This is a genomic window from Klebsiella sp. PL-2018, from assembly GCF_019048985.1.
GTDB classification, from domain to species: Bacteria; Pseudomonadota; Gammaproteobacteria; order Enterobacterales; family Enterobacteriaceae; genus Klebsiella; species Klebsiella michiganensis.
In genome coordinates this window covers 2,489,045-2,501,219 of sequence record NZ_CP077673.1, presented here as the reverse complement: position 1 = coordinate 2,501,219, position 12,175 = coordinate 2,489,045, and the positions used below count along the sequence as shown (strand labels likewise).

Genomic DNA, 12,175 nt, shown 5'->3' with positions numbered 1-12,175 from the left:
GTTATTTCGCCGCGGCGGTGCGCCACTGTTTGATAAATTCCAGTCGTTGTTTCGGCTCAAGATACGCCAGCAGCGTTTCATCGACCGGAATAGGCTTCAGCGCGCTACCGAGCATTTTGGTCATACCGTCGATATCATTTTTACCTTCGATATCATTGCGCAGGGAGGGAATATCGGCCTGGTTCGCCAGGATGCTTTGTCCCTTTTCCGACAGCACGTAATCAAACCACAGCTTCGCGGCATTAAGGTGCTCGGCTTCTGCGGTAATAAAAGAGACCCGCGAGAGCACCAGTACATAATCTTTCGGATAGGAGATGCCGAGCGAAGGATCGTTTTTGGCCCGCGCCTCCGCGTAGGATCCGAGAATATTGTAGCCAATCAGGTTTTCCCCGGAGGAGACGCGCTCCATCATCGTACCGGTGGACGATTGCACGGTCAGGCCGCCTTTCGCTATGCCCGCCAGATCGTCAAAGTAGCTGGCATCGGCTTTGCTGTCCTGTACCGCCAGCATAAAACCCAGACCCGATTTTTCAATGTCATAAGTCGTGACCTTACCTTTGAATTTATCGGCCTGGCCGGCGATCAGCTTCGCCAGCGCGGTATGCGAGTCCGGTACTTCGCCCTGAGGGATCAGCCGCTTATTGTAGATAAAGACCACCGGCTCGTAGGTCGTGCCGTAGGCTTTCTGTTGCCAGACCGCCCATTTTGGCAGCTTATCCCGCTCCGGCGAGGCGTACTCTTCGGCGTAATCGGTGGCGAGCTTCAGCGCCGTATCCATGGAAGAGCTCCAGACCACGTCGCCGCTGCCGCCGCCCGCCGCCTGTTCGCTGATATAGCGGTTGTACAATTCGGTGCTGTTCATATCGTTATATTCAACTTTAATGCCGGGATATTGCGCTTCAAACCCTTTAATTAACGGGCCTGCGGCCTTGGTATCGGTCGTTGAATAGATAACCACTTTGCCTTCTTTAATCCCGGCATCCACCACCTTTTGATAATCCGCCGGATAGCCCTGAGGAACTGCGGCAAGGACCTGTCCGGAGATAGCTGCCGTCAGTGAAATCACTAACCCACTAATTTTCATATACATAAAATCAACCTTTAGATATCAATTATTAAACTTAAATTTAACATATAGCGGGACGCCAGAGCCTTGCAACGCCGGGGTTTGTTTTTTTACGGCTTTTGTGACGCTGGCGTAATTTAAAGGAAGATTCGTGGGGCGCGGCTAAAGAGATAAAGGTTGTTGGGCGGAAATATTAAGAAAAGATTAAGTTTTTCTGTTTCTTACCCCCTCAGTATTGCGTTTTCTTACACACAAAAATAACACCCGCTGGCACCGGGCGAACATCAATCGCGCTTATGGATATTGCCATCAGGGTAAATTTTGCGATCGGCCTTACAATTGAGCTGTTAAATAACGTAATGAAAAGGCATTTCATCAAATGAACTAAAAAATGACAGCTGATATGAATATGACAAAAATCACAAAAACACGCTGAAGCCACTGTTTTGAAGAAAAGATCGCTGTTCACCATGTCATCGCCATCGTGAACAAGAAACGAGCACGGGAGGAAGAATGCGTTGACGAGCCCGAAAGCGCTCAGGAGCTGAAATGGCGGTGGGCACAACCCACAGAGACGAGATAAAGGGAGTTCGTGGCGAGTTTGACCGGACCTCTCCCCGGCAGTCCCTCATCCACAGCGTGTTGTTTGCCGGGGCTGTGGCCCGTTGCGGGTGTGGTTGTCACGGGTAACGGGGTCCGGATGTTCAGAGTCATGTAAAGTGTGGGAAATATACGGCAGGTCGATGTCGCCTCTGCTGTACGCGATGGCCACTTCGGTACCGTCGGTGAGCGGGGTGTGCCAGCCGTATGTATCACCAGAGTACGGCTTCGCCATCCGCAGCCAAAGATAGCCGTAGCCCGGCTCCGTGCTCTCCCGGTCGAAGTCCGGCTTCACCCGGTAGCGCCCCTGCTCATCCAGGTGAGCGTAGATATCATTCTTCTCCCGGCTCTCAACCCGGGCCGGAAGCGTGCCGTGAATTTCCGGACGCGGGATTTCCGCCGGGCGGAAACAGTAACGTTCGGTGTAAGGCTGGCCCCAGACTGACACATGCAGACGGGAATCCCGGGCGCCACGGAAGGTCACCAGCGTGAGGATCACGCCTTCTTGCAGGGCCGTAATGACATCGCCCTGCGGCTCCAGCACCTGCCCGGGAGTGAGGTGTGAGGCGTTGCTGAACAGGTGGATACGGGCTGATTTGTTGAGCTCCCGCTCGTGGTGAAGTCGGGCGTAGAATGCGCCAGATTCGGTTTCCGGCTCCGGGCTGGCGTTATCGCCCGCTTCACGATAAGGTGCCGCGTAGCGGTAATGCTCCCCGGTGGTGACCGCATCACTGCGCACACTCACCGCCGCATCCATCGGCGTGGTGGCGGTCCGGTAGTTGTAATCCCGCGTGACGACAGTGCCGGTGGCTATGTTGTGCCAGGTCCGCACATCCCAGACCGATTCTGCCGCGCCGTCGAACAACCCCGATGGCTCGCTGTACGGCAGGCGCACATCAAACTGGTAGTTAAGCTGGCTGTCGGCAAAAATGTACGTATCCAGACCGCGCACGTCGTCCATCTCCGTGCGCCAGTAAATTCCCACCTCAGACAGAATGCGCTGGATGAATTGCAGATCCGTCTCCTGCCACTGAGTGATAATTTCACGCGCCGGATAGGTGCGCTCCAGTCTGAATTCAAAATCTGGACCTTCCAGACCGTGTTTACGCAGCACCCGCTCAACCACCTCAGGAACGGACTGATTCTGATATACCGCGCACTGTCGGGTGTATCCCAGGAGCGCCAGGCGCGAACTGAGCGTAAGCCGGTAGTGAGACTGATCCTTTGAGGTGGAAAGCCATTCCAGGCGGGTCACCATGCCATGAACGCTTTTGCCGCCACGCATCCGGAAAGAGGCATATTTCATCAGCACCTGCTCCGGGGGAATGTTCGCCTGCAGCGTGGTGAACTCAATGTCCCATCTGAACGGCTCGCTCAGGGCTTCCCTGCCGTAAAAGCGCAGGACATCCGGCTTCACTGTGCTGTCATTGATATCCAGAAAGTATCGGGTCTGTCCGTCGAAAAGCGCTGACCAGTTATCCATTACGTCACTCCTTTACCGGCACAAGGCTGAGCCAGCCATCACCCAGTTCAATCGTGCGGGGTTTGTCCGGGTCGAGGTCGTCACGGGTCAGCACCAGGCGCCAGCGGTTGTCCTTCTGATCCGGGCGGTTAAATAATCCCACCACCGCCACGAACTGAGCATCTTCATCCATGGGCATATTGAGCGTCACGCTGCCGTTGGGCATCACCAGCAGCGATTTTGACGCAAGCATATCGTCCTTAAGTACCGTATCGGCCTTGCGCAGCAGCGTCTGGTAATCGGCGGCATCAACCGCTTTACGATCCCTGAGCTGATAAACCCGCACCATGGTCGCCAGCGGCGTCTGTGCGCCATCGGCGTTAATGGCCGTGCGCGGGGTAAAATCCAGATGCAGCGTTTTAATTTTCCTGTAGAAGATGGATTTCGTGATGCTGACCGTACCGTCCGTGACGGTCTGCGTCAGACCGCAGCCTGCGAGCAGACCACAGGCAATAAGCGTCAGCACCCGCCAGCGGGTTATTGTTGCCATTCAAAAGTTCCTTTTATCCCCTTCATACTTCTGATTGCAGATGCGTTGGCTGCACGCACTCGCCCCGCCCGGTCACATAGTGATCTATGCTCCCGGGGACTCACGCGTTTGCCGCCTTCCTGCAATCAGAATTATTTTGGGGAGAATTAATGATTGATGATTAGTCGAAGCGGTAATGTCCGTCTTCAGCAGGGGGTAACACAGACCATTGCAACCCTTCATAACAGCCCAGACTGACGGTCAGACTCTCCTGGCTGTTGCTGAGTTTGCCTGCTTTCAGACCCAGCAAACCGGTGCGGCCCAGTTGGATACGCCTGCCTTTGCCAAGGCGGGGCTCAGGCAACAGCCGTACGGGTACAGTGAGGCGCAGTCGGGCGTCACTGCGGTAGCCGAGATAGACGCGTAACAGAACAAGAAAATCGGTATGGAGGACACCACCGGGTAACCAGCCTTCCGCCTCGTCCGGATCCGCTGTCTCCAGCGTCACCAGTACCCGGCTGCATGCTTCCCTGGCCGTTTTACCCAGCGTGGCCCGCTGCGAAAGACGGATACGGTTTCCGGCCCCCAGCCCACTGCGATTATCGATATGGACCTTAACCGGATCCGGTTCGGTGATAATTGCCCGGGTATTCGGCGCCAGCAGGCTCACCACAGCCCGGATGCCCTCGGCATTACGCGTGGGCAAACGCATGGTGCCCAGCAGGGCCAGGAAACGGGACACCGGCGTTGCCACCTGCTCAGACGTACCCGGTATACCGAGTCCCACCAGCCCCAGCAGACACTGTGATATGGCATCTCGCCCACCGGCCTCGAAGGTGGCCGGATACGCGTATTTTCGCCAGATCCGGTAATACTGCGTGGTGATGCGGTGGCTGAAAATGTCCAGGAATAAGGTGACCGCCTCGTGTCCTTCCCGGCGCTGCGCAATGTCGTCCAGCCAGGACGTTGGCAGAGGGGAGTCCACGCCATACATCCCCAGAAATGTCGTGCGGACCGTTGGGGGTAATGTCGGATGGTCTTCGTCGGTCTCCACCACCTTCAGGGTACTGACCGGGAAACCCATACCAGGCCAGGGTCTGAATCGTACCGGATCGTCGCCCGGATGGCTGGTGGCGCCCAGTTTGGGCGCGTCCGGATTTTCCTGTTCCAGCAGCTGGCAGAAACGATAGAAATTGGCCCGCCAGATATCTTTGTTAAGGGCCAGCGTCAGCCGGGTACGTGCTGGCTGTGATTCTCGCGCCATCTCAGTCGTTTCCCTGTCGGTTGCAGTACCAGCGTGAGCTGGTTAAAGAGGTGAATATCGGCATAGAGCGCAAAGAACCGGTGCAGCATCTCCCCGAAGAGATTCACATCGCCCTCGCCTGCAAAATTATCCGTATTTAGCGTAACCTCAATGTCCACGCCCCTGAGCATAAAGCCCTTCTCAAAACGGCGGATCAGGGTGTGCTTCACGGCGACGATTGCTTCAAGCCGACGGCGGTTCATCTCATCGTCAGTCCAGTCATAGAGCGCCAGCGTTCCCCGCAGAACCTCCGGATTGTCCATCATGCTGAGGAAGTTTGATCCGAGGTGGCTCATCACTCGCCAGTGAAAACGGTCATTTGCCGGGGGATATAGCGGCATTGTCGGTGCTGTGACGTTTAATACTCTGACGGGCACTTTGCCGGTTTTGACCACCCTGTCCAGCAGGGTACTTTCCAGCGCTTTTCGCGGAAGTTGCCCGTTGGTACCGGTTATTCGCATCGAAAGGGATTCTAGTTTATCGGACAGCTGCTCCAGCTCGAACGAGCGCCCCCCGAGAATTAACCAGGTGTCATACAGACCAGAGGGGCCGCGTTTCACGCGGGTGTGGTAATAACGTTCAGGGGCATCATGACGCATCATACCGCCCCGGTGCCGGAAGCTGGTGAACGGTACATAGGGGTGTTTGCCATTCTTCACCGCGCCATGGATGTTATCGACGCTGTAAATCTCGGTGTGGCCATCCTGAAGACGCAGCGGCCTGAGCAGGTATTCGTTATCCAGAGGATTAAGCGTCAGCGGATCGGCTTCCAGGGTAAAGAGATTGATAACCGGCGCACAGTGCAGCCGGAAGTTTTCTGTCTCAATCGGGCGCGAAAGAACAGAAAAGCCTTCGGCCAGCGTTTCTGCCTGACGCAGGCTGCGCCAGTCCGGCGTAAACTCTACGATGGCAAGTGACGGAATGGTCCGCATATAGTGTGGCCATAACAGACTCACCAGCCCCTCGGTCAGCTCCGGCAGATCGTCATCGAGCTTTTCACGCAGTCTGCCCATCAGGAAGGCAAATCCTTCAAACAGACGTTCTACATAAGGATCGCGCGCGCCGGGTTTATCCAGATTAAGCATCGCCGCCCGGTCCGGATGGGCCCGGGCAAATTCTTTACCCGCTTCGCGCAGATAGCGCATTTCGGCTTCATAGTAGCGCAGGGTTAAATCATCCATGCACAAATTTCCTGATAGTTAACAAAATATTAGCCAAACACAACCGCTGGTTCTGGCCGGTTCGACAACAACCCGCCTCGCCGGTAGAACATCCCTCGCAGAGGTGTCGACGCGGATAGCTTTAGCGGGTTCACACACTATTTTCGCCCGTGTACAGAGCTGCTTCGGATCGGTACCCGAGAGCGTATTAAGCTCTGTGTGCATTAGCGGAAAATTATCGTCATAAACTGGAGCATCGTCCGTTTCCGTTTCAGGGTTGACGGGTTTTAGCTCGTTATCCAGAGTGAGACAAAGTGCTGGAGGCGCTTTCGATAAGGCCTTACTGCTGTTCGTGATTTGTGGCATATGCCGATACAAGGATTTGGGGTGAGCGCATTTTCCCTTGTCTCATCATTCGACGTATTCAGCGCTGGCTGCAACCGTGAAGATGGCTTCGGGCAGCTTAAAGCCCTGGAGCTTCAGCAAGGCCAGCGGGCCATCACCCAACTCGCTGCGCATCACAAACTTCAGCGGATTGCCGTCCGGGGTGATCCACACCAGCTGCGTGCGGCTCGCGTCAAGGGGAGTGAGCAGGGCTTTGTCCAGCAGGCGGATGAATCCCCAGTTGCCCTGGTGATTAGCATAGAGCTGCATCCCGCTATTTACGCTACGCCAGCGGAGGCTGACGCCCGGGTAGTACGTGTTTCCCGGCCAGGTAAAGCTCTGCCAGCTTTCCATCTGGTTAAAGAAGTCCAGATTTTGCTCGTCAAGCGTCAGCTGCATGCGGGCTACATCACGGGAAGGGCGCGCCATCAATTCGAAATGAACGCTCGCATCTCCCTGAGCAAAAATGATATCCGCCAGTTCAGCCAGCTGATTGATGGCCCGCAGGAAATCCGGGCTCACTTCCATCCCCTGACTTGCTGAAGGATCGACGACCCAGCGATTCCCTTCCTGGTGAAGTATGCCGCCGAGATTAGTTTTCAGGAACGTAGCAATACGACCTGAGTCGCTGCGCAGGAACTGAGCCAGCAGAGGCAATGAGGCATCGCTGCCGGTAGTTTTAAATGGGTAGCGACCGGCAAACGCTTTGTTCCATTGATCGACAATAGTTGTTTGCCAGCGGGTATTAAGGCTTCCTGCTGCCGGAGCAAGTATCTGTCGCCATGCCAGATCCAGTGGCTGAACAAACAATGACTGACCGAACCCGTTCCACTCCTGACCCAGGCTTGCCGCCACCAGACTGCTATAGTCACGCGTATCGGTGAGATCGATAGCTTTGCCCTGAAACACGGTCTGGGCCAGCATCTGGGACATCGCCTGCGGATCCGGCGCACTGGTGACCTGCTGAAGTTTAAGGCGGACCTGTGTAACACGGGCAAGCCAGGACTGGAAGCTCAGATTACCATTACGTCCGGTCCCCTCCTTTCCTTCCATGAAACCCGTCAGGGGACCAAAAACGTCCTCCAGCGGCCCCTTCGGCCCCTGCGCCTGCTCAATGAACTGTCGGGCATATTTTTTCCGGCCAACCAGTTTTTTCGCCGAATCCACTATCGAATCCGCCAGCGCTTCGCCCTTCTCGCCCGTTTTTCCCTGGTAGTTGAGGGTGTTCATCAAGGCCACCAGGGGCGACCGGCGCACATCGCCGATCAGGCTGAGCTGGGCAATGGCTTCCGCAAGCGAAGTCGCATCCTGCCACTGAATGCTGTTGACCATATTCAGCCAGGCGTTACCAAAATCGGTAAAATAGCGTTCTGTCAGACGGGCTTTCAGCGCCTCCGGGGAGATATCGCCCCCTGTCTGGTGCGTCTTATCCGTCAGTACCCAGTCAATTTCATCGCGGCGTGTCTTGACGACCTCGTTAATCGCATCCTGAACCTGTTCTTCCCAGGCCTGACGCGTAAACATACCCGGGACGACTTCGTCAGTGCTGAATACCGTTGAGGCATCGGTGTCGCCGGTCATATCGGCAAGCGTTAAATCAGGCCAGTTGCTGGCCACGCGCTTAAGCATGTCCTGATATAACCCGGACTCAGCGTTCCGCTGGCCAATCTGCTTGAGCAGGATCTGACGGACCGTGCTGATTAATTCAGCGTCAGGCTTAATTTTCCATTCCGGATGAGCCGGGAGGTTCTGCGCATAAAAGCCCAGCAGTTTCGGTGCCAGGTCCTGCCATGTGCCATCCGGCACATTCTGACGTTTCGGTAAGGCTTTCAGGACGTTTTTTGCCAGCCAGTCTGCGTCTGCTTTGTCAGGACGGGCCAGCATCAGATAACTTTTGAGCACGTCGTAGGTATGCTGTGTGCCCTGCGTTCGGGCATCACTGGCAGGAGGAAGTTGCACAAACGAATTCAGCTGCTGCCTGAGACTATCGGCTGTGGCATCCCTCATCAGCTGTGCGTTATTTTTCGCATACAGGGGCCAAAGTGCGGCCAGCGTATCGCTGTCCTGATTAAGACCAAAACGGGTGTACCATGGAGCTCCGGTCGCCTCACGATGTTGCAGACGGGCAATAGCTTGCTGGAGTACGAGCTGGTTGTGCAGGCGTTCAGCAAGTGGTTTTGCGGTATCCGCTGCCTGCCTCGCCGTTTCCTGTGCCTCATAAATCTGGGTTCGGTTAACGATCAGGGACTGCAATGTACCGGTCCCCCACAGGACAATCAGGGAAAGCAGAATTAACCTCAGCATCTTCTGCCAGTCGAAGCCCAGCTTCCTGCCGCTGATGGCATCACAGTCATCAATGACGGCTTTCCATGTCGGTGTGTCGAGGCGCGTGTTCGGTACCGTTCCGGCAACGGCCAGTTCAGGGCTGAACATGACACCGCGTAAACGCCAGGCCGCAGATCCCTGCATCAACCCACTGAGCAAAACGGTCAGACTGGCTTTCAGTTCGTGTTGCAGACGGGAAGATAACTGGAGCAGGCCGTTATGAGCCGGATTATTCAGTATCTGTGCCATACCGGCTTTTTGCAGGCGCTGAGACAGCGTAGTCAATGCCCTATCCGCCTCTTTTATAGTGCCTTCCGGTCCGAATATCACCCCTGTCGCAGCCGTGTCCGCGTCCTGCTGAGCACCTTTCGCTTTATCAGTCAGCCACAGCCAGACAGGCGCCTGCCAGCCCAGCTGATGATCGGCTTTCTGGCGGCAACGCAAGAAAGCATCCCGTTCGCTATCCGTCGGGAGGGCTGAAGTACTCATCACCTGAATAATGCCATCAACCGGCTGGCCAGATCGCAGACGCTTCAGTTTTGAAAGGAAGATCTCATCCGGAAGTGACTGCGCATCACCGCCATAAATCAGTACGTTGCCGTCACCTTCCTGCCAGAGGTCATGGCACAGACCCGGGGCTGCTTTATGGACATCGTCCGGGTTGCCCATCACCAGCAGGAGTCGCACCTTACGCTGCCAGCGGCGTCCATAGCGAAAGCGCAGGTGTTCGGACACGGCGTCTTCGCTGAAGACCGGTTCATCGTCATCTTCTTCACTGAGAATGGTGTTCGTCACCGGAGTGATACTCTCAGCCTTTTTCTGGCCCCACTGGAAATACAACCCGGATTTACCCGCGTGGTCGAAAGCCTTCTCTATTAGCCAGCCGATCAAAAATATCGCGGCAACCAGTATGGCGCAGAATGTGAGTATCCGTTGACCGTCATACGGTCCGAAGCCGGTGGCTGAGGCCACATTTTCCGGAAAGGCATAAAACAAAAATGCCACGATGACTGTCAGGAAAAAGGCGACAGTCACAACCGAGCCGATGAGAGTTTTTACTTTTACCTTAGACATTCTTAGGCGATTCCTTGCGAACTTCTTCTTTGGTGATGACGGCGACCCAGATGTCGTCCTTATCAGCGGCGGGTTGTGCGGCGATAACCTGCGCCCCTCGTTGTTCAACGTCAGCATTAGCAAGCGTGATGGCCAGCCATGGAGCAGCATGGCCGGTATATCCCAGCACGGGATCGATACTGGAATTGTCTTCTGAAAGACTAAATTCCACTTCGCTCTCTTCGCAGGCATTATTCCAGCCGCTGTCCGACGTCAATGTGGGACCGGAGATCCAGCTTCCTTTGAGTTCATTGGGCAGGGTCTTCGACCAGAGCAGCGCCCGGGTGAGCGTCTTTGTGAGCGTTGTTTCTGTTCCCCTTTCGGGGCGATGAAGGCGGAGAGCATCCGGCCAGGCATGGGCTTTGCGGTTGCTTAATACCACCATTGAGACAGCATCAGCATCTTCTTCCCGGGGATACGCCGGTAACGACACGGTAATGGCAACCAGAATGCCCGGGTTGTCCCATCGCTTGTCCAGCCAGGCATCAAACGCCCCCAGACCTTTTCCGGCCATCAGGCGAAAAATCCTGCCGGTCTTTAGTGAGAGAGCGGCCTTAAGCTGCTCTTCAATCAAGGGGTACAGGTCGTTATCACAATCCAGTACCAGCCAGCATGGCAACTCCGGCGGAAGCGGCTGAACGATCCCTTCTACACGCGTTGTCAGTTTAGTCACCGCCGCTGTCAGGGCCTTTGTTAAATCAGTCTGGTATTCTGTTAATGCCGCGTATCTGACCGGTTTGTCATATCCTCTTGGGCGAGAGAAGTCGATAGCGGGGGCCGCGACTTTCATTGCCTTCAGCAGGTCATCAGCGCTGTTTCCGGCCGGACTCTGAATATAAGTACCGAGGATCCAGGCGCAGCGTTGACCGCGCAGAATTTCACTGTCAATAAGCGCTTCTCGCTCGACATTTCGGGACTCGGCCCCCACCTGTTCGGCTTTGTAGGCAAACCGGCGTAAGCCGAAAATAAGCCCCCAGGTACAAAATGGAAGACCCAAAGCGGTGAACCAGAAGACAAATCCGGTTCTCTCTGACGTCCAGCACCATAGCGTGAGCGCTATGCCCCCCAGCATGATAAACGCGAGGAATAGCAACCAACGACCGGTGCCGGGACGCGCTACCTTAGGAGCCTTTTCAGGGATGGCATCCAGCCAAACGGGCATAATCAGGCAACCTTTGCAGCGGAAAATGAACTGATCAACGTGCAACCACAGGCGCATTTGTGGCCGTGAAATGCAACCGGGATACCATGATCAAGATAATCAGGATTGCCTTCTATGATAGTTGTAGGGCCATGTCCCGGAACCGGGCAGGACACTTTGTCGCCTTTGCGGGCAACACCAATACCACCGAATTTCATCGTTTCAGAAGCGGTCAGTACAGAACCGCCGTGAGTGGTTTTATCGCCTTTACGTATTATCTGAAGCATACTATGCCTTTTATTTATAGGGGGGATTTACAGGATGCTCTCTTCCAAAATGATATTTTTAATTACATCATTATCTAGCATGAAACTCAGGGTGTTATTTTTGAAATGATAGCTTATTTTGTCTTTGCTTCTTGATGTGGGTTCTCCATAAGCATTTATTATTTCATTTTCATTCATGCCAACATATATACCACGACCAGTGATGTACTTATTATTTATTACAGTTATGGTAGTAATTCGATATAAATCAAAATCATCACCAAAATGCTTGTAGTTTATATTTGAAGAGCGAACAATGAATCCTTTCCAGTAGTTATCAAAATACTTGTACGTTTCATCACCTTTCGATATATAGTTGCTCCAGGCCCCCGTTTCAAGTTGCTCTTTTTTCCCACACCTACCCCATGCTTTATAAAACCCTTCGAACGAAGAGCTTAATTCTATATTTCCATTTGGGGAGTAAATGCTTAAGTCAGCGCCATTAAATTCTGGTGTGTTTGTTTTTTCCGTTTCAGAGAGATCATCGTCTTTAAGCCATCCCATGACAATGCTGCCATCTTTTCTTGTATATCTCCCGAACTCATATCCTCCGGATTTCAAAAAGCCGACAAACGTGTTGTTACTAATTAGAAAAAGCTTATTATTTCTTGAGTTGTCATCTGGCGTTGAATGGAAAAAAGTTTTGTTAATCACTTTATATGAGTGTATGTTTTGTTCGTAGTCAGCTTTTTTCCAAGACTCATCGCAAGCAGCATAAGAATGAAATGACAGCATAGACATTATTAATAGCAAGATTTTCATCATT

Annotated in this window: 8 protein-coding genes and 1 pseudogene; all 9 read right to left on the bottom strand. The window is 54.0% G+C overall.

What is annotated here, in order from left to right; all coding sequences use genetic code 11:
- Window position 1: 1 nt before the first annotated feature.
- The 9 genes and pseudogenes from MKleb_RS11535 to MKleb_RS11495 all read right to left on the bottom strand — a co-directional run bounded on the left by MKleb_RS11535 (window position 2) and on the right by MKleb_RS11495 (window position 12,174).
- Window positions 2-1,090: an ABC transporter substrate-binding protein gene (locus MKleb_RS11535; protein WP_004851647.1), complete on the bottom strand. Its 1,089-nt coding sequence runs from the start codon at window positions 1,088-1,090 to the stop codon at window positions 2-4.
- Window positions 1,091-1,677: 587 nt separating this feature from the next.
- A pseudogene (locus MKleb_RS11530) lies at window positions 1,678-3,149 on the bottom strand (type VI secretion system Vgr family protein); the annotation flags it as partial.
- A gap of 4 nt (window positions 3,150-3,153) precedes the next feature.
- Window positions 3,154-3,678: a type VI secretion system lipoprotein TssJ gene (gene tssJ, locus MKleb_RS11525; RefSeq protein ID WP_025105885.1), complete on the bottom strand. Its 525-nt coding sequence runs from the start codon at window positions 3,676-3,678 to the stop codon at window positions 3,154-3,156.
- A 160-nt stretch (window positions 3,679-3,838) separates the two neighbouring features.
- Entirely contained in the window at window positions 3,839-4,921 is a 1,083-nt protein-coding gene (gene tssG / locus MKleb_RS11520) for a type VI secretion system baseplate subunit TssG (RefSeq protein WP_116281042.1), read from the bottom strand.
- Window positions 4,885-6,141, bottom strand: coding sequence for a type VI secretion system baseplate subunit TssF (locus tag MKleb_RS11515; RefSeq protein WP_217076676.1), 1,257 nt, complete (start codon window positions 6,139-6,141; stop codon window positions 4,885-4,887). Before MKleb_RS11515 ends, tssG begins: the two co-directional genes overlap by 37 nt.
- A 390-nt stretch (window positions 6,142-6,531) precedes the next feature.
- Window positions 6,532-9,903, bottom strand: a complete 3,372-nt coding sequence (locus MKleb_RS11510; RefSeq protein WP_217076674.1) for an ImcF-related family protein — start codon at window positions 9,901-9,903, stop codon at window positions 6,532-6,534.
- The gene (locus MKleb_RS11505; protein ID WP_025105889.1) at window positions 9,896-11,104 is read right to left on the bottom strand and encodes a membrane protein; all 1,209 of its coding nucleotides are present in this window, start codon (window positions 11,102-11,104) and stop codon (window positions 9,896-9,898) included. Before MKleb_RS11505 ends, MKleb_RS11510 begins: the two co-directional genes overlap by 8 nt.
- Before the next feature lie 2 nt (window positions 11,105-11,106).
- A complete protein-coding gene (locus MKleb_RS11500) occupies window positions 11,107-11,370 on the bottom strand; it encodes a PAAR domain-containing protein (RefSeq protein ID WP_071998059.1) in 264 nt (87 codons plus the stop codon).
- A gap of 27 nt (window positions 11,371-11,397) precedes the next feature.
- Window positions 11,398-12,174 (bottom strand): hypothetical protein, encoded by a 777-nt coding sequence (locus MKleb_RS11495; RefSeq protein ID WP_217076672.1) that lies wholly within the window; start codon window positions 12,172-12,174, stop codon window positions 11,398-11,400.
- Between the last annotated feature and the right edge of the window lies 1 nt (window position 12,175).

What these genes read in the sequence shown, in the direction of transcription:
- MKleb_RS11510 (WP_217076674.1), bottom strand. Translation starts at nt 9,903, where the DNA reads ATGTCTAAGGTAAAAGTAAAAACTCTCATCGGCTCGGTTGTGACTGTC.
- MKleb_RS11500 (WP_071998059.1), bottom strand. Translation starts at nt 11,370, where the DNA reads ATGCTTCAGATAATACGTAAAGGCGATAAAACCACTCACGGCGGTTCT.
- MKleb_RS11535 (WP_004851647.1), bottom strand. Translation starts at nt 1,090, where the DNA reads ATGTATATGAAAATTAGTGGGTTAGTGATTTCACTGACGGCAGCTATC.
- MKleb_RS11505 (WP_025105889.1), bottom strand. Translation starts at nt 11,104, where the DNA reads ATGCCCGTTTGGCTGGATGCCATCCCTGAAAAGGCTCCTAAGGTAGCG.
- tssJ (WP_025105885.1), bottom strand. Translation starts at nt 3,678, where the DNA reads ATGGCAACAATAACCCGCTGGCGGGTGCTGACGCTTATTGCCTGTGGT.
- MKleb_RS11515 (WP_217076676.1), bottom strand. Translation starts at nt 6,141, where the DNA reads ATGGATGATTTAACCCTGCGCTACTATGAAGCCGAAATGCGCTATCTG.
- MKleb_RS11495 (WP_217076672.1), bottom strand. Translation starts at nt 12,174, where the DNA reads ATGATGAAAATCTTGCTATTAATAATGTCTATGCTGTCATTTCATTCT.
- tssG (WP_116281042.1), bottom strand. Translation starts at nt 4,921, where the DNA reads ATGGCGCGAGAATCACAGCCAGCACGTACCCGGCTGACGCTGGCCCTT.